Source organism: Enterobacter sp. RHBSTW-00593 (assembly GCF_013784105.1).
GTDB classification, from domain to species: domain Bacteria; phylum Pseudomonadota; class Gammaproteobacteria; order Enterobacterales; family Enterobacteriaceae; genus Enterobacter; species Enterobacter ludwigii.
This window is the reverse complement of record NZ_CP056393.1, coordinates 3,687,427-3,703,649: the sequence shown is the minus strand read 5'-3', so window position 1 is coordinate 3,703,649 and position 16,223 is coordinate 3,687,427. Positions and strand designations below refer to the sequence as shown.

Here is a 16,223-nt window from a genome sequence, read left to right as displayed (position 1 = left end):
TCCTGATGAGCAAAAAACAACTTCCGGTAGCACCGGCGGGTCGCCCCTGCGCGCGCGTTACCTGTGAAACATTACCGTCTGCACTGGACCGCTGGGACGGCGGGATCAAGGCGGCGGCCACCGACGATAACAGCATTTCTGTTTTTGATGTTATCGGCCAGGACTACTGGGGCGAGGGTGTGACGGCGAAACGCATTGCCGGTGCGCTTCGGGCAATGAACGGTGCCGACGTTACGGTGAATATCAACTCCCCGGGCGGCGACATGTTTGAAGGCCTGGCAATTTACAACCTTCTCCGCGAATACGAAGGCCGTGTGACGGTGAAGGTACTTGGCATTGCCGCCAGTGCCGCCTCAATAATTGCGATGGCCGGGGATGATATTCAGATTGGCCGTGGTGCCTTCCTGATGATCCACAACTGCTGGGTATACGCGATGGGAAACCGCCATGACTTTGCTGAACTGGCACAGTCACTGGAGCCCTTCGATACCGCTATGGCTGATATCTACGCGGCGCGCTCAGGCCTTGATATAGCCGCCGTTCAGAAACTGATGGACGCCGAAAGTTATATCGGTGGCAGTGATGCTGTGGCGAAGGGACTGGCAGACAGTCTGCTTTCTGCTGATGCAGTCAGCGACGGCGATGAATCTCCAGCAGCAGCGCTTCGGAAACTTGATGCCCTGCTGGCCAAGACCAATACCCCGCGCTCTGAGCGCAGAAAACTCATTAAAGCCTTATCCGGTGGCATGCCTGGCGCTGTCACCACCAACGACGGTACGCCGGGCGCTGCCGAAGACATCAAACCTGAAACCATCAATTCACTTGAAAACGCCCTGGCGGCGCTAGTCAAATAAGGACCCTTTATGTCTGAAGTAAACGATATTCTGAAAAAAGTCACTGCCAGCATTGAAGAGGCAACCGGCAAGTTCAACGCGAAAGCAGAAGACGCACTCAAAGAGGCGCAGAAATCCGGCAAGCTGTCAGAAGAAACAAAGGCAGCCGTTGATAAAATGGCTTCTGAGTTCAATGCCCTGCGCGAAGCAGAAAAAACGCTTAAGGCGGCGATGGGGGATCTGGAGCAACATGTTGCCCAGATGCCGCTGGCTAATGCGAAGCATGTTGTGGAATCAATCGGCCAGCAGGTGATCTCTGCTGAAGCGCTGAAAACCTTTGCTGCCGGCGTTGAAGGCGGCAAACGTATCAGCATCCCTGTGAAGGCCGCACTGACTTCTGCAGATGTGCCTGATGGCGTCGTCGAACCCCAGCGCATTCCGGGCATCGATACGGCACCAAAACAGCGCCTGTTCATTCGCGATCTGATAGCGCCTGGCCGCACTTCCTCCCCGGCTATTTTCTGGGTGCAGCAGACAGGCTTTACCAACAACGCGAAAGTGGTTCCTGAAAATACGCAGAAACCATACAGCGACATTGAGTTTACGCCGAAAATCACTGGCGTAAGCACCATCGCCCACCTGTTCAAAGCCTCCAAGCAGATCCTGGATGACTTCGCACAGCTGCAGTCAACCGTTGATGCCGAAATGCGCTACGGGCTGAAGTACGCGGAAGAGCAGGAAATTCTCTTCGGCGACGGTACCGGTGTACATCTGCATGGCATCGTTCCTCAGGCGTCAGCGTTTGATCCTGCTTTCACTGTTGAACAGCAGAGCGGCATTGACGATCTGCGTCTGGCAATGCTGCAGGCGCAGTTGGCGCGCTTCCCGGCGTCAGGTCATGTCCTTCATTTCATTGACTGGGCGCGGATCGAGCTGACAAAAGACAGCCTGGGCCGCTATATCCTGGCTAACCCGGCAGCGCTGACTGGACCTACTCTGTGGGGCCTGCCGGTTGTTGCCACCGAAGCGGCTGCCTTCCAGGGTAAATTCCTGACCGGTGCTTTCAACGCAGGCGCGCAAATCTTCGACCGCGAAGATGCGAACGTGGTGATCTCCACAGAGAACGCCGACGACTTCGAGAAAAACATGCTCACCATCCGTTGTGAAGAACGTCTGGCGCTGGCTGTTAAACGCCCCGAAGCGTTCGTGTACGGTGCATTCCGCACTGGCGCTGGTAGCTGATGAAACAGCGGCCTTCGGGCCGCTTTTACAGGTGGGAAAATGAAACTGATTGCACTCAAACCGATTTATTTCGGCGGTACCGTCGTTACTGAAGGGCTTCCGCTGGAAACTCTGGAACAGCACGGACGCGAGCTCATCAAAAAAGGCTATGCGATGCTCGATGAATCAGAAAATCCTGCAGAGCAGGAACAGCAGCAGGAACAGCAGCAGGAACAGCAGCAGGAACAGCAGCAGGAACAGCAGCAGGAACAGCAGCAGGAACAGCAGCAGGAACAGCAGCAGGAACAGCAGCAGGAACAGCAGCAGGAACAGCCCGAAGTAAAAGCGGAAAAAAAGGCGAAAAAATAATGGTCGATCTTGATGTGGTGAAACAGCACTGCCGCATTGATACCGATTTTTCCGGAGACGATGCCCTGCTGACTTTATACACCGGTGCGGCAGCCCGGTACGTCCAGACATGGACAAGGCGAACGCTCTATGAAAATCAAAGCTCCCCTGGCTACGCAGACGACCCAGACCCGATTCTTCTTAATGACGATGTGAAGGCGGCCATGTTACTGCTGATAGGTCACTGGTATGCCAACAGAGAATCAGTGGCCGTCGGTCAGACCGTTGCAGAGGTTCCGTTTGCTGTTGAAGCCTTGCTGCAGCCATACCGAATTTACGGGGTATAGGAGGACTTTATGCAAGCCGGAAGACTGAGAGACAGGGTGGTGGTTCAGAACATCACAACATCCAGAGATCCTTCTGGCCAGCCTGTTGAAATATGGCATGACGGCGCAGAAACCTGGGCAGAAGTAAAGGGCATCAGCGGGCGCGAGCTGGTAGCCGCTGGTGCTGAAACCGCAGTCGCCACTATCAGGGTATGGACTCGATTTCGTAGCGATATAACTGCTGCGTCCAGACTCAGGGTTATGACTGGCCCGTTCAAGGGGGCCGTTTTGAATATCGTTGGTCCGCCAATCCCTGATTCTCGTGGTATTCAGCTCGAAATTCTTTGCAAACAGGGTACCGAAAAATGATTGAGACGAGCCTCGATTTTTCCGGTTTGAATGACATCGCAAAGGACCTGGAGGCACTTAGCCGCGCTGAAAACAACAAGGTTCTGCGTGATGCTACGCGCGCCGGGGCAGAAGTGCTAAAGGAAGAAGTGATTGCACGCGCTCCTGAGAGAACTGGAAAGCTGAAGAAAAACGTGGTCGTTTTGACTCAGCGCTCACGCCGCCGCGGGGAAATTTCTTCCGGTGTCCATATTCGTGGTCGCAACATGCGAACCGGTAATAGCGACAACACAATGAAAGCCAGCGATCCGCGAAACGCCTTTTACTGGCGGTTTGTTGAAATGGGGACGGTGAATATGCCGCCTCATCCGTTTGTGCGTCCTGCGTTCGATGTTCGCCAGGAGCAGGCGACGGAGGTCGCGATCAAACGCATGAACCAGGCGATTGATGAGGCATTAAGCAAATGACGGAAGACGATCTCTATCCACTGCTCGCGCCGCTGGCTGGAGGGCAGGTTTATCCCTACGTTGCGCCGCTCGGTAGTGACGGGAAGCCTTCAGTCTCGCCGCCCTGGGTAATTTTCTCGATTATTACCGACGTGGCCGCTGACGTTCTCTGCGGTCAGGCTGAATCAGCCGTTTCCGTGCAGGTTGATGTGTATTCCAGCACCATCACTGAAGCGCGCACGATCAGAAATATGGCGCTTGATGCCCTGCAGGTGCTGAAGCCGGAAAGCATTGTTAAAACGCCAGGCTATGAGCCTGATCTGCGATATCACCGGGCGACGCTCGAATTTCAGGTAACCGTTTAACCTTACCCACCACAACAGACCGCTCAGGCGGTCTTTTTTTATCTGGAGAAATCATGACCAGTAAGTATGAAGTCACAAAGGGGATGACCTTTGCCGTCTCCGACGCGCCCGTAACCGCTGAGGATTTTAACTCCTCAACCTTCCCGGGTGCTGGCATTACCTGGCTGGAAGCGGCCTGTGCAACAAAGGAAATCACCTTCACGGGCGGTCAAAAAGGGGATATCGACGTAACCACGCTTTGCTCGACGGAACAGGAGCAAACCAATGGCCTCGCCGCGCCTGCTGAAATGAGCATTACCCGTAACTGGGTTGGCGATGAAGCAGCACAGGAGGCACTGCAGACCGCTTACGAAAATGACGAACTCCGTGCGCTGCGCGTGGTATTCCCGTCTGGCAACGGTTTTTACGTGCTGGTGGAAGTACGCCAGAGCTCGTGGTCTGCAGCAACCTCTTCCGTTGTTGGCGCTACCTATTCTCTGCGTGTACGCGGCAAACCTAAGCGCATCTATGCGTCTGGTTCCTGAGCGGCTTCGGCCGCTTTTTTTATCCCTCCGACCATGTAACAAGAGAAAAATGAAATGGCGCAAAAAACATCACAGAATTCATTACGCAACGTGGCGCTTACAGCATCGAAAGCCTATCGCACCAAAGAAGGTATCACGGTCCCTGAATGGGATGGCGCAAGGGTAACGCTGCGTGAACCCTCTGGCGATGCCTGGGTGAAATTCCGGGAGATCGTTAATCCCCAGCTCGCCGAGGGCGAAGAGGCACCGACGCTGACGGAGGCGGAAAAGTTTCTGCGTAACAAAAAGGCTGATGTGGTTCTGTTTATTGACGTTCTGCTGGATGAAAACGGCGAGCGCGTATTCAGCGACGAGGATCAGGAGCTGGTATCTAAAATTTATGGTCCCGTACACTCCCGCCTGCTGGCTCAGGCCCTCAACCTCGGCATGAGTCAGGAAGAAGCGGGAAAGCCGTAAAGCAGCCGCTGACCTTCTTCCTGATGTCGCTCGCGCTCCGGATGGGGCGCACTCTCCACGAACTGCGCCAGACCATTACCGCCAGTGAGCTAAAAATGTGGATAGAGTTCGACCGCATCAGTCCTGTGGGTGACTGGCGCGCCGATGCACAGGCGGCGCAGATCTCCGTTGCAATGCTGAACTCTCAGGGCGGGAAGTTCACTATCCCTGATGTGATGCTGAAATGGGGTGAGCAGGAAGGGGTCGCAGAAGTCTCAGAACTCGAAAAATGGATATCCGGTCTTTGACGCCCGCGGCTGCGGGCTTTTTTATGGGTGAAATATGGCAACGCTGCGTGAGCTAATCATCAAAATTTCGGCGAACTCTTCTTCTTTCCAGTCTGAGATCGCCAGAGCGTCCCGCATGGGAACCGATTACTACCGCACTATGGAACAGGGCGGAAAAAAAGCTGCAGCGGCCACGCGTGAAACTCAGCGGTCTTTGGCTGACCTGAATTCTCAGCTTGCAACCGTGCGATCTTCTGCTGCCGGGCTTGCCGGTGCGTGGGCTGGTGCATTTGCAACGCATCAGCTGATTCAGTTTGCCGATACATGGAACCAGTTGAATGGACGTCTTCGCCTGGCATCGTCGTCCAGTGAGGATTACGTGCAATCCCAGCGCGTGCTGATGGAGATCAGCCAGCGCACCGGAACATCACTCGAAGCAAACAGCAACCTTTACAGCCGTATTGCCCAGTCACTGCGTGATGCCGGTTACGCTTCCGCTGACGTCGCAAAAGTTACAGAAACCGTTGCAACCTCACTGAAGCTGTCTGGTGCCAGCACCGAAGAGGCGAGCTCTGTTATCACCCAGCTTAGCCAGGCGCTTGGCTCAGGCGTTTTGCGAGGTGAAGAATTTAACTCCATCATGGAGAACGGCGGCCGCCTGGCTAAACTGCTGGCTGATGGCCTGGGTACCACTGTCGGTGGCCTGCGTAACATGGCCAACAACGGCGAGCTGACGACCAACAAGATCGTCCCATTACTGACCAACGTCGAGATCCTCCGTAAAGAGTTCGACACCCTTCCTGCATCCATCAGCGGATCTGCACAGAAAGTGCAAAACGCCTTTCTCGCATGGGTTGGCGGGGCGAATGATGCTGTCGGCGCATCATCCACGCTTTCTGGCGTGCTGGATGGTCTGGCGAATAACATCGATGATGTGGCAAATACAGCCGGTCTTCTGGTTGGTGTTGGCCTCGCCCGTTATTTCGGCAATATGGTTGGCAGCGTCGCTCAGTCAACCCGGGCAGTGCTCGCTAATACGGCCGCCGAGGTCGCGCTGGCGCAGGCTCAGGTTCGCGGCGCTCAGGTTAGCGTTGCTGCTGGTCGCCAGGCTGTATACCGTGCTCAACAGGCGCGCGCAGCGGCGACGAGTATTGAGGCTCAGATTGTCGCTGAGCGTAATCTTGCTGCAGCTCAGGCATCACTGAATACGGCGCTGGCTGGCAGGACCTCAGCAGCTAACAACCTCACCAATACAGCCTCGGTAATGTCACGGCTGGGTAGTGGGGTGCTGGGTATTCTCGGTGGATGGCCGGGAGTGATTATTGGTGCCGGCGCTGCGATGTATGGCCTTTATCAGCATACCCAGCAGGTGCACCGTGAGGCGGTAGGTTTTGCCAACAACCTTGATGAGATCAACACCAAGCTCCAGCAGATGTCGGTGCTTGGCCTGCGTTCGACCGCGGCTGATGCCCGTACATCTTTACAGGCGCAAAAACAGGACCTGGCCGACCTCGACTCTCAGATCGCGAAGGTGAAAGACAGCCTTAAGGCGGTTGACCAAATCCAGCAGGACTACAACCGCCATCCGACGCTGACCCTGATCAACACCTTCATGGACCAGGCCGACATCACGGCCAAAAACATCGAGCTGACTGATAAGCTAAACCAGCTGGAGTACCAGCGCGAACAGGCAGCTTCAAAAGTCGAGCAAACGCAGAAGCTGGTTAACCAGGCCAGTGATCTTGCCGCACAAAAGGCTATCGAGCAGGCTGGCGCCGTCTCTATCCTGAAAGGTGCGTATGACCTGCTTAACCGCTCAATGTCAGCGACCGCTGGCGCCAAGCCGCCACAATATGCCGGGCCCGTCGTTTCACTGGCGAACGCAACACCGCAACAGCAAACCGCACTGGAGCGCTCGCGCCGCGATAATGAGCTGGCCAGCTTAAGTGGATTAGAGAAACTCCATCAGCAGCACGTGTATGAAGCAGAAGACCTGAAGCTGACGGGGGCGCTTTATACCCAGTATATCTACAACAAGGATCAGGCCGCCAAAAAGGATGCGGCAGCAGCTGAGGCCAAAAAGACCTCCACGGCTGCTTCAAAAGCGCAGAGTAAAGCCGAGCGTGAGGCGGCCAGCACCGCCGAACAGTATTCCCGGAAAATGGCCGATCTGAGCGTGGCTATCGACGTGCAGCGCGTCAGGGCTACAGAAGGCGAAAAAGCCTCTGAGCTTTATGCGGCGTCACATCAGGCAGGCACTAAATGGACCGACGAGCAACGCAGGGCAATTCAGGCATCATCAGCAGAACTGGCGAAATGGACGCAAAAGGCCGATGAGAACGTGCGTAAGCAGCGCGAACAGGCTGATGCCCTGAAGGACTTAACTGAAGCGGCCAGAAAGTTCAGGGATGAGGCGACGCTGACAACCGAAACCGCAGGCATGAGTGATCGCCAGCGCGGACGGTTCGACGAGACTCAACAGATCGACCGTGTTTTTGCTAAAACGGACGGTGGCACCAAGGCCATAGCAGAGCGCGCAGCTGCCCTCGATGCTCTGGATAAGAAATACAAGGCTATAGCTGCAGCTGAAGCGGACTGGATGTCCGGAGTATCGCGGGGCTATGCCAACTGGTTTGATGAAATCAGTAACGTATCCGGCACGGTTTCTGACGGGGTAAAAACCACATTCGACAGCGCATTTGGTAATGTCACCTCAATGCTCGAAGGAAATAAAGTTAGCTGGAAATCGTGGGGTATTTCTGTCCTGCAGATCATCGAAAAAGTGGCTCTGCAGATGGCGGTGGTTAGCGCGATGGGCGGGGCATCTTCCGGATCTGGCATCTTTGGCTCACTCATCGGCAGTGTAGGCAGCTTCTTCGGGGGCGGGGCGGGAGCATCAGCCAGTACCGGCACGGCAATTTCCAGTTACGGATCGAACTTCCAGTTTAACGCCAAAGGCGGCGTTTATGACTCTCCATCCCTGAGTGCTTTCAGTAATGGGATCGTCAGAAACCCTACCATGTTTGCTTTCGCAAAAGGCGGAGCCGGAATCATGGGCGAGGCTGGGCCGGAGGCGATCATGCCGCTGACGCGCGCGCCGGATGGTTCTCTCGGTGTTCGGGCGGTCGGAGGTGGCGGAGGTCAGTCTGTATCTTCGGCGCCACAGGTTTATATCACCATCGATGGCAACGGCAACACTCAAACTCAGACCTCGCCAGGCCTTGAGCAATTTGGTGCTGAGGTCGGGGAATTTGTTGATCGCCGATATAAGCAGAATGTGATGCGTGATATCCGTCCCGGCGGTGACATCTGGAACGCAATGAAAGGAACCCGATAATTATGGCCATCGAAACTTTCACCTGGTGCCCACGAATTAACGCGGAGGCTGATACAAATTTCCGCGTCAGGAAAGCACAGTTTGGTGATGGGTATGAGCAGGTTTCAGGGGATGGATTGAACACCAGAGCTCAGCAGTGGACGCTTAACTTTACTGGCAACGAAACCTACATTTTAGCCATTAAGTCTTTCCTCGACAGGCATCAAGGAACGAAAGCCTTTCAGTGGAAGCCACCGCTCGAACCTTTGGGTTTGTATCGTTGCGAAACGTTTAAACCCACCGGGCTGGGCGCGGGGAAATTCAACCTTGAAGCAACATTCATCCAGGCATTTAAACCATGAGCTTAAACGCAGATTATCAGAAGCTGGAATCCGGAAACGATGTTCGTCTGATTGAGGTGGACGGTTCTTCATTTGGGCTAACGGACGTTCTCCGCTTTCACAATTACAGCATTCCCCACACAGAAGCGGAAATCATCGCCGCTGGTGGGGATGAGTCCAAGCTTCCGGCGAAACCAATCTGGTGGCAGGGAAATGAATACGCCGCCTGGCCGTATCAGCTGGAAGGTCTGGAGAAATCAACCAGTGGGAGCAGTGCAACGCCATCACTGACGGTTGCGAACATCGAAAGCTCCATTTCTGCTCTGTGTCTTGCGTATGACGATCTGCTGCAGGCGAAAGTCACTATTCACGACACAAAAGAGAAATATCTCGATGCCAGGAATTTCGCAGACGGTAACCCTACAGCAGATCCGACTCAGGAAAAGCTGCAGGTCTGGTATATCGACGGGAAAACGGGCGAGCTTGCCGGTGAAACCGTTGAATTTGTTCTGTCCAGCCCGATGGACCTGCAGGGGCAAATGATCCCGACGCGACAGCTTCATTCCCTGTGTACCTGGTGCATCCGGAATAAATATCGCACTGGCGACGGCTGCGACTATGCCGGAACCCGCTATTTCGATAAAAACAACAACCCGGTAAGCGATCCGTCGCTGGATGAATGCAACGGCACGCTGACGGCCTGCAAACTGCGATTCGGCGAAAATAACGAACTCTCGTTTGGTGGCTTCCCGGGCACGTCTTTGATCAGGAGTTGATATGCGTCAGAAAACCATCGATGCGATTATGGCGCATGCTGCAGCTGAATATCCTCGCGAGTGTTGCGGCGTGGTGGCGCAGAAAAGCCGTGTTGAACGTTATTTCCCGTGCCGGAATCTTGCCGCGGCGCCGGAGGATAATTTTGCACTTTGCCCCGAAGACTACGCAGCTGCTGAGGACTGGGGAACGGTGATCGCCATCGTTCACAGTCACCCTGACGCCACGACACAACCGAGCGAACTGGATAAAGCGCAATGCGACGCAACGCTTTTACCCTGGCATATTGTTAGCTGGCCGGAGGGAGATTTACGTACCATCCAACCGCGTGGAGAACTGCCGCTGCTGGAGCGCCCGTTTGTGCTTGGTCACTTTGACTGCTGGGGGCTGGTAATGAGCTATTTCCGGCAAACGCATGGTATCGAGCTCCACGATTACCGGGTGGATTATCCCTGGTGGGAAAATGATTATGCGGATAATTTCTATCAGGATTGCTGGTATGAGTGCGGATTCCGTGAATTCGACGGGCCACCGAAACCCGGCGATATGGTGATCATGCAGGTCCAGGCTGATAAGTGGAATCACGCGGGAATTCTGCTGGAGGGAAATATGCTGCTGCACCACCTGTACGGACATCTGAGCCAGCGCGTACCGTATGGTGGCTACTGGCAAGAAAGGACGATGAAGATTCTACGTTACAAATCTCTGTGCTAACCTTTTGCAAAACTAAAGGGGATAGGGATATGAAAAAAACATTATTGGCCTTTTCTTTGTTAATTATGGCTGGCTGTTCTACAGAGCCAGTTCTCCCGCAATATGCAAAAGAAGTGTCAGCACCAAAAGAATTTCAACAGAAAACAAACACAACTGCCGTAACTATCATTCGCGATAAAGGTTTCGTCGCTGGTGGATGCGCTATAACAGCCTATGTCAATGGTAAATATTTGGCGGAACTTGATACAGGGGAAAAAGTCACTGCTTTCCTTAACCCTGGCGATGTGTTGATAGGGGCAGGATTTGCCGGGAAAGGCCTATGCAATGGTGCGCCTAAAAAAGAGCGTGAATTTTCAATTAAAGAAAATACTCCACGAGTTTTACGGATATTTATCGATCAGAGTGGGAATGTTGACATACTCCCGATGTCGATAAACTAGAGTTAATTTTAATAGACAAAGGCCACCTCCGGGTGGCTTTTTTATTGGGGTGATTCATGTCAGATGTAATGACTCGCATTGAGCTAGGCGGCGTGCTTGGAAAGACTTTTGGTAAAACGCATCAGCGCTCAATAAGCACAACTCAAGAAGCTTGCAAAGCCTTAGCTGCTACGATTAATGGTTTCGAAAAATTCATGAATACGAGTAAGCAAAGGGGGCTTTCTTATGCAGTTTTTCGCGGGAAGAAAAATATAGGCATTGATGAATTAGGGTTTCCTGTCAAGGGCGAGGTAATAAGAATAATACCTGTGCCTATTGGAAGTAAAAAAGCAGGTGTATTACAAACTATTTTAGGCGCGGTATTGGTGGCCGTCGGGGTGGTTTTAAATTTTACGCCATTTGCTGGAGCATCACCATTTTTCTATCAAGCTGGTGGAGCGTTGATCCTGGGCGGGGTTGTCCAAATGCTATCACCTCAACCAACCGGATTAGCCAGCAAACAAAGTGCAGATAACCGCGCATCATACGCGTTCGGCGGAGTAACCAATACCGCTGCGCAAGGCTACCCGGTACCGCTCCTTTATGGCCGCCGGCGGATAGGCGGAGCGATTATCTCAGCCGGAATTTATGTCGAAGATCAGCAGTAGATAACAATCCTCTTTTCAGGCCACCTTCGGGTGGCTTTTTTTATGGGCGCAATATGGCTACAGAAAAAGTGTTGAAGGGCCGCAAGGGCGGCAGCTCCAGTTCACGAACCCCTACCGAACAGCCTGATGATCTGCAATCTGTAGCGAAGGCCAAAATCCTCGTTGCGCTTGGGGAAGGGGAGTTTGCAGGGCAGCTAACCGGCAAAGATATCTACCTGGACGGAACGGCCCTGGAGAATGCAGACGGCTCCCAAAACTTCAGCGGCGTGACGTGGGAGTTTCGCGCGGGAACGCAGGCGCAAAAGTATATACAGGGTATTCCCGGCACCGAAAACGAGATCAGCGTGGGAACTGAGGTATCAAGCGCCACAGCCTGGACGCGAACGTTTACCAATACTCAGCTTTCAGCAGTTCGCCTGCGTCTGAAATGGCCATCGCTTTTCAAACAGGAAGACGATGGTGATCTGGTCGGTTACTCGGTTAATTATGCGATTGACCTGCAGACGGACGGCGGCACATGGCAGACGGTACTCAATACCAGCGTGACCGGCAAAACGACGTCTGGTTATGAGCGCAGCCACCGTATCGATTTACCGCAGGCTGGCAGCACCTGGACAATCAGACTGCGTAAAATTACCTCTGATGCCAACAGCGCGAAGATCGGCGACACGATGACGCTGCAGAGCTTCACTGAGGTGATTGACGCCAAGTTACGCTATCCCAACACAGCGCTACTCTACATCGAATTCGATTCCAGCCAGTTTAACGGTTCTATCCCGCAGATCTCCTGCGAGCCCCGCGGCCGTGTTATCCGCGTTCCAGATACCTATGACCCTGAAACCCGTACTTATAGCGGTACATGGACCGGTGCGTTTAAGTGGGCATGGACGGATAACCCTGCGTGGATTTTTTACGATCTGGTTGTTTCTGACCGGTTCGGCCTCGGGCACCGTTTGACTGCTGCGAATATTGATAAATGGACGCTTTATCAGGTTGCTCAGTATTGTGATCAGATGGTACCAGACGGCAAAGGGGGTAACGGTACCGAACCACGTTATACCTGCAACGTGTACATTCAGGACCGGAACGACGCCTACACAGTCCTGCGTGATTTTGCTGCTATCTTCCGTGGCATGACTTACTGGGGCGGGGATCAGATCGTGGCCCTGGCTGACATGCCGCGCGATGTTGATTACAGCTACACGCGCGCTAACGTTGTAGGCGGTCGCTTCACCTATTCGAGCAGCACCACGAAAAGCCGCTACACCACAGCGCTGGTTTCATGGTCAGATCCCGGCAATGCCTATGCCGACGCGATGGAGCCGGTATTTGAGCAGGCGCTGGTGGCGCGGTACGGCTTCAATCAGCTGGAAATGACAGCCATCGGCTGCACCAGACAGTCAGAAGCGAACCGAAAGGGACGCTGGGGTATTCTCACCAACAACAAGGATCGCGTTGTTTCGTTTGATGTCGGGCTGGACGGAAACATTCCGCAGCCGGGCTACATCATCGCCGTGGCAGACGAGTTGCTTTCCGGAAAGGTTATGGGCGGCCGTATCAGCGCCGTTAACGGTCGCGTTATCAAACTTGACCGTGTGGCAGATGCAGCAGCAGGTGATCGCCTTATTCTCAACCTGCCATCCGGAGCGTCGCAGAGCAGGACCATTCAGGCTGTAAACGGGGAATCTGTCACAGTCACCACGGCATACAGTGAGACGCCAGAGGCCGAAGCTGTTTGGGTGGTTGAATCGGACGAGCTCTACGCACAGCAGTATCGTGTTGTCAGCGTCTCCGATAACGATGATGGCACTTTCTCGATTACCGGCGCATGGCACGACCCGGATAAATATGCCCGTATTGATACCGGAGCCATCATTGACCAGCGGCCGGTGAGTGTGATCCCGCCAGGTAACCAGTCGCCGCCTGCGAACATCGTAATCAGCTCGTTTTCAGTGGTTCAGCAAAATATCAGCGTCGAAACGATGCGCGTGAGCTGGGACCAGGCGCAGAACGCTATCGCCTATGAAGCGCAATGGCGACGCAACGACGGGAACTGGGTTAACGTGCCGCGCAGCTCCACCACGTCGTTCGACGTCCCGGGGATTTATGCCGGGCGCTACCTGGTGCGCGTGCGCGCAATCAATGCCGCAGAAATATCATCCGGATGGGGCTATTCAGAAGAGAAAACGCTAACGGGTAAAGTGGGCAATCCACCGAAGCCGGTTGGCTTCATCGCTTCTGAAAACGTGGTATTCGGTATCGAACTGAACTGGGGATTCCCGGCGAATACCGGCGACACGCTGAAGACGGAAATTCAGTATAGCCTCACCGGTACCGAAGACGATGCGATGCTGCTGGCCGATGTGCCATACCCGCAGCGCAAATATCAGCAGATGGGCCTTAAGGCTGGGCAGATTTTCTGGTACCGCGCGCAGCTGGTGGACCGCAGCGGAAACGAATCAGGGTACACAGAATGGGTGCGAGGGCAGGCCAGTATCGATGTCTCCGACATCACCGATGTGATCCTGGAGGAAATTAAAGACTCCGATACCTTCAAAGACCTGATCGAGAACGCGGTGGACAGCAATGAAAAAATTGCTGGCATGGCTGACGACATCAAACAGGCCAACGATGAACTTGAGCTGCAGGCGCAGGAAATCGCCAAAAATGCGCAGGACATCGGGCAGGTTCAGACCAGCGTTAATGAACTTTCGAGCACGGTTGGTGAAGTGTCGTCCTCTCTCTCTGAGCTTGAGCAGACCGTGGCGACGGCTGATACCGCGCTGGGCCAGAGAATCGACAGCATCAGTGTGTCTATGGACGGCATGACGGGTGGGGTGAAAAACTCGGCAATCGCTATTATCCAGAACGGGCTGGCGCAGGTGGCCACACGTAAAAGGCTATCCGCAACGGTCGCCGGTAACAGCGCGCAGCTGGATCGTATTGATGAGGTAATTGTTAACGAGAAGGAGGCAACGGCACGATCGCTGCTGAGCCTGCAGACGGACGTCAACGGTAACAAGGCATCCATCAATAGCCTGAATCAGACGTTCTCCGACTATCAGCAGGCAACGGCCACGCAGATAAACGGCATAACGGCGACGGTGAACGGGCATACCTCAGCCATCACAACTAACGCTCAGGCGATAGCGAACGTAAATGGCGACCTCAGCGCGATGTATAACATCAAGGTTGGCGTTTCCAGCAATGGGCAGTATTACGCCGCGGGGATGGGGATCGGCGTGGAGAATACGCCATCCGGCATGCAGTCGCAGGTTATCTTCCTGGCTGATCGCTTCGCCGTCACCACGGCAGCCGGAAACAGCGTGGCTTTGCCGTTCGTGATCCAGAACGGGCAGACATTCATCCGGGCCAGCTTCATCCAGGACGGCACCATTGAGAACGCCAAAATCGGCAACTATATCCAGTCGAATAACTATGTGGCTGGTTCTGCAGGCTGGAAGCTTGATAAGGGTGGAACGTTCGAAATTAACGGCGTGGCCGGTGGCGGGAGGATGCTGATATCCAGCACCCTCATTCGCATCTACGACAGCAACAACGTGCTGCGTGTCAGAATGGGGTTATGGTAATGCCACAGGGTTTGCAATGCTGGGATAGTGCAGGGCGGGTTGCGGTGGATTTAAGCGATTACGCGATCCGTTACATGGGCAGCGCAACGGTTTCGCTTGCTTCAGGAGAGACGTCAAAAAATGTCGCTTTTTCTGGCGCAACGCAGGACGGGACGTTTGTCACAATTGTTTCAACTGGAGTGACTGTAAACGAGTATTTTTGCCGCGCTTATAACGGCGGCTTTACTCTCTACTATCTCCCCACGGGTGGAAGTGCCGCAATCACTCTCAATGTTGAGGTTTATAACTTTCAATGAGCGGATTCGAAGTTTACAACAGCGCCGGGAAACTGCTGGTGGACTCGCAAAACAGGTCGACCTTGTTTTACGATCAGCGCGCGCTGGGGGCCGTAACAGACAAAGGCGCTTACCGCGTTAACAGTCCGTTTGGTGATGGCAGTACGCTCGGCTTTACACAGCAGTCATTCTGGAATGACGGCCGTTTAAGGTGGCTGCAGCTGGGCACGAACAAATACGGTTTTCCTGGTGCTGATATGCTTGAAGATAATGCTGGAAGCATGATCCGAACTGCGCGAAATATAGGCTTACAGAGTGGTTATCTCGATGTGTTTGATAGTGCCGGAAGCCTTATATGGAGTGCTGCATCAGCCTCTAAGATGCCGAGAGTAGTTGGGTTTTTTGACGTACCAGCGAACTATGACCTGCAGAACAATACCTTTTCAGTCAGTTTAGGCTTCAACCCCTGGATTCTGGTAAACAACTGCCCAGGAAACCTTAGCGATGATGGTACGGTTGTCGGGTATTCAGGCGTGGTGCTCAAATGGACTGGCTCGCAGCTCCAGGGTAGATACATTTCAAATAATCAGCGCAACTGGAGCCAGACGTTTCAGGGGCGGGGCTTAAGAATCCCCATCGCTCAGTTTGTTGGAATTTGACACGGGAGGAACGCGCGGATAATGAGTCGCAATCATATCTTGTTTCACGCCCTTTGCTGAATTAAAGCGATAAATCACATTCAGCTTATCCGTTTTTTTATAGCAAATATTACTTAACCGTTTATTAATATGGCGGCTGAATATTCCATTGCTACTGTCTGAAATAACATCCACCTCCCTGGTGGCACAGTCGATATTTACGTGAATATCACCACCCAGCGATAAACGAGCGGCATCAACCGGGTAATCCATCTGGAATGTGTTATCTGTGTGTTTGTTCGTACATCCAGCCAACAGCAAAAGCGCTGCAGCAAATAAAAGTTTCATTTCAACA

The 16,223-nt window shown here is 53.7% G+C and carries 20 protein-coding genes; 19 read left to right on the top strand and 1 reads right to left on the bottom strand.

Going from position 1 to position 16,223, the window contains the following annotated elements; all coding sequences use genetic code 11:
• Positions 1-5 precede the first annotated feature (5 nt).
• The 19 genes from HV242_RS17695 to HV242_RS17605 are packed head-to-tail and all read left to right on the top strand — an operon-like array spanning position 6 to position 15,889.
• Positions 6-854, top strand: a complete 849-nt coding sequence (locus HV242_RS17695) for a head maturation protease, ClpP-related (RefSeq protein ID WP_181616816.1) — start codon at positions 6-8, stop codon at positions 852-854.
• Positions 855-863: 9 nt separating this feature from the next.
• Positions 864-2,075, top strand: a complete 1,212-nt coding sequence (locus HV242_RS17690) for a phage major capsid protein (RefSeq protein ID WP_181616815.1) — start codon at positions 864-866, stop codon at positions 2,073-2,075.
• A gap of 39 nt (positions 2,076-2,114) precedes the next feature.
• Positions 2,115-2,423: a DUF7210 family protein gene (locus HV242_RS17685; RefSeq protein ID WP_181616814.1), complete on the top strand. Its 309-nt coding sequence runs from the start codon at positions 2,115-2,117 to the stop codon at positions 2,421-2,423.
• Positions 2,423-2,749, top strand: coding sequence for a head-tail connector protein (locus tag HV242_RS17680; protein ID WP_040091735.1), 327 nt, complete (start codon positions 2,423-2,425; stop codon positions 2,747-2,749). Before HV242_RS17685 ends, HV242_RS17680 begins: the two co-directional genes overlap by 1 nt.
• Before the next feature lie 9 nt (positions 2,750-2,758).
• Positions 2,759-3,097 carry a phage head closure protein gene (locus HV242_RS17675; protein WP_181616813.1) on the top strand — a complete coding sequence of 113 codons (339 nt, stop codon included), beginning with the start codon at positions 2,759-2,761 and terminating at the stop codon, positions 3,095-3,097.
• On the top strand, positions 3,094-3,543 hold the full coding sequence (locus HV242_RS17670; protein ID WP_181616812.1) for an HK97-gp10 family putative phage morphogenesis protein: 450 nt from the start codon (positions 3,094-3,096) through the stop codon (positions 3,541-3,543). The genes HV242_RS17675 and HV242_RS17670 overlap by 4 nt, the downstream gene beginning before the upstream one ends.
• Positions 3,540-3,887 (top strand): tail completion protein gp17, encoded by a 348-nt coding sequence (gp17, locus tag HV242_RS17665; protein ID WP_059290927.1) that lies wholly within the window; start codon positions 3,540-3,542, stop codon positions 3,885-3,887. Before HV242_RS17670 ends, gp17 begins: the two co-directional genes overlap by 4 nt.
• A gap of 53 nt (positions 3,888-3,940) precedes the next feature.
• Complete coding sequence (locus tag HV242_RS17660) at positions 3,941-4,411, top strand: phage tail tube protein (protein ID WP_061382656.1); 471 nt, start codon at positions 3,941-3,943, stop codon at positions 4,409-4,411.
• 54 nt (positions 4,412-4,465) lie between these two features.
• Positions 4,466-4,867: a phage tail assembly chaperone gene (locus tag HV242_RS17655; protein ID WP_108647421.1), complete on the top strand. Its 402-nt coding sequence runs from the start codon at positions 4,466-4,468 to the stop codon at positions 4,865-4,867.
• Between the two features lie 23 nt (positions 4,868-4,890).
• Positions 4,891-5,154 carry a phage tail assembly protein T gene (locus HV242_RS17650; protein ID WP_181616811.1) on the top strand — a complete coding sequence of 88 codons (264 nt, stop codon included), beginning with the start codon at positions 4,891-4,893 and terminating at the stop codon, positions 5,152-5,154.
• 34 nt (positions 5,155-5,188) lie between these two features.
• Positions 5,189-8,470, top strand: a complete 3,282-nt coding sequence (locus tag HV242_RS17645; RefSeq protein ID WP_181616810.1) for a phage tail tape measure protein — start codon at positions 5,189-5,191, stop codon at positions 8,468-8,470.
• Positions 8,471-8,472: 2 nt separating this feature from the next.
• Entirely contained in the window at positions 8,473-8,811 is a 339-nt protein-coding gene (locus HV242_RS17640; protein WP_181616809.1) for a phage tail protein, read from the top strand.
• Positions 8,808-9,566: a phage minor tail protein L gene (locus HV242_RS17635; protein WP_175068057.1), complete on the top strand. Its 759-nt coding sequence runs from the start codon at positions 8,808-8,810 to the stop codon at positions 9,564-9,566. Before HV242_RS17640 ends, HV242_RS17635 begins: the two co-directional genes overlap by 4 nt.
• A gap of 1 nt (position 9,567) precedes the next feature.
• Complete coding sequence (locus tag HV242_RS17630) at positions 9,568-10,278, top strand: C40 family peptidase (RefSeq protein ID WP_181616808.1); 711 nt, start codon at positions 9,568-9,570, stop codon at positions 10,276-10,278.
• Between the two features lie 29 nt (positions 10,279-10,307).
• On the top strand, positions 10,308-10,718 hold the full coding sequence (locus HV242_RS17625; RefSeq protein WP_220131401.1) for a hypothetical protein: 411 nt from the start codon (positions 10,308-10,310) through the stop codon (positions 10,716-10,718).
• 56 nt (positions 10,719-10,774) lie between these two features.
• Positions 10,775-11,365, top strand: coding sequence for a tail assembly protein (locus tag HV242_RS17620; protein WP_181616806.1), 591 nt, complete (start codon positions 10,775-10,777; stop codon positions 11,363-11,365).
• A gap of 53 nt (positions 11,366-11,418) precedes the next feature.
• Positions 11,419-14,955, top strand: a complete 3,537-nt coding sequence (locus HV242_RS17615) for a TipJ family phage tail tip protein (protein WP_181616805.1) — start codon at positions 11,419-11,421, stop codon at positions 14,953-14,955.
• Positions 14,949-15,251: a hypothetical protein gene (locus HV242_RS17610; RefSeq protein ID WP_016042153.1), complete on the top strand. Its 303-nt coding sequence runs from the start codon at positions 14,949-14,951 to the stop codon at positions 15,249-15,251. Before HV242_RS17615 ends, HV242_RS17610 begins: the two co-directional genes overlap by 7 nt.
• Positions 15,248-15,889, top strand: a complete 642-nt coding sequence (locus tag HV242_RS17605; protein WP_181616804.1) for a hypothetical protein — start codon at positions 15,248-15,250, stop codon at positions 15,887-15,889. The genes HV242_RS17610 and HV242_RS17605 overlap by 4 nt, the downstream gene beginning before the upstream one ends.
• Here HV242_RS17605 and HV242_RS17600 read toward each other — a convergent pair.
• The gene (locus HV242_RS17600; protein ID WP_181616803.1) at positions 15,854-16,216 is read right to left on the bottom strand and encodes a hypothetical protein; all 363 of its coding nucleotides are present in this window, start codon (positions 16,214-16,216) and stop codon (positions 15,854-15,856) included. The two genes, HV242_RS17605 and HV242_RS17600, sit on opposite strands and share 36 nt — an antisense overlap.
• Between the last annotated feature and the right edge of the window lie 7 nt (positions 16,217-16,223).

Bases quoted from the DNA above. Each gene is read 5' to 3' on its own strand.
- HV242_RS17695 (WP_181616816.1), top strand. From the start codon at position 6: ATGAGCAAAAAACAACTTCCGGTAGCACCGGCGGGTCGCCCCTGCGCG.
- HV242_RS17690 (WP_181616815.1), top strand. From the start codon at position 864: ATGTCTGAAGTAAACGATATTCTGAAAAAAGTCACTGCCAGCATTGAA.
- HV242_RS17685 (WP_181616814.1), top strand. From the start codon at position 2,115: ATGAAACTGATTGCACTCAAACCGATTTATTTCGGCGGTACCGTCGTT.
- HV242_RS17680 (WP_040091735.1), top strand. From the start codon at position 2,423: ATGGTCGATCTTGATGTGGTGAAACAGCACTGCCGCATTGATACCGAT.
- HV242_RS17675 (WP_181616813.1), top strand. From the start codon at position 2,759: ATGCAAGCCGGAAGACTGAGAGACAGGGTGGTGGTTCAGAACATCACA.
- HV242_RS17670 (WP_181616812.1), top strand. From the start codon at position 3,094: ATGATTGAGACGAGCCTCGATTTTTCCGGTTTGAATGACATCGCAAAG.
- gp17 (WP_059290927.1), top strand. From the start codon at position 3,540: ATGACGGAAGACGATCTCTATCCACTGCTCGCGCCGCTGGCTGGAGGG.
- HV242_RS17660 (WP_061382656.1), top strand. From the start codon at position 3,941: ATGACCAGTAAGTATGAAGTCACAAAGGGGATGACCTTTGCCGTCTCC.
- HV242_RS17655 (WP_108647421.1), top strand. From the start codon at position 4,466: ATGGCGCAAAAAACATCACAGAATTCATTACGCAACGTGGCGCTTACA.
- HV242_RS17650 (WP_181616811.1), top strand. From the start codon at position 4,891: ATGTCGCTCGCGCTCCGGATGGGGCGCACTCTCCACGAACTGCGCCAG.
- HV242_RS17645 (WP_181616810.1), top strand. From the start codon at position 5,189: ATGGCAACGCTGCGTGAGCTAATCATCAAAATTTCGGCGAACTCTTCT.
- HV242_RS17640 (WP_181616809.1), top strand. From the start codon at position 8,473: ATGGCCATCGAAACTTTCACCTGGTGCCCACGAATTAACGCGGAGGCT.
- HV242_RS17635 (WP_175068057.1), top strand. From the start codon at position 8,808: ATGAGCTTAAACGCAGATTATCAGAAGCTGGAATCCGGAAACGATGTT.
- HV242_RS17630 (WP_181616808.1), top strand. From the start codon at position 9,568: ATGCGTCAGAAAACCATCGATGCGATTATGGCGCATGCTGCAGCTGAA.
- HV242_RS17625 (WP_220131401.1), top strand. From the start codon at position 10,308: ATGAAAAAAACATTATTGGCCTTTTCTTTGTTAATTATGGCTGGCTGT.
- HV242_RS17620 (WP_181616806.1), top strand. From the start codon at position 10,775: ATGTCAGATGTAATGACTCGCATTGAGCTAGGCGGCGTGCTTGGAAAG.
- HV242_RS17615 (WP_181616805.1), top strand. From the start codon at position 11,419: ATGGCTACAGAAAAAGTGTTGAAGGGCCGCAAGGGCGGCAGCTCCAGT.
- HV242_RS17610 (WP_016042153.1), top strand. From the start codon at position 14,949: ATGGTAATGCCACAGGGTTTGCAATGCTGGGATAGTGCAGGGCGGGTT.
- HV242_RS17605 (WP_181616804.1), top strand. From the start codon at position 15,248: ATGAGCGGATTCGAAGTTTACAACAGCGCCGGGAAACTGCTGGTGGAC.
- HV242_RS17600 (WP_181616803.1), bottom strand. From the start codon at position 16,216: ATGAAACTTTTATTTGCTGCAGCGCTTTTGCTGTTGGCTGGATGTACG.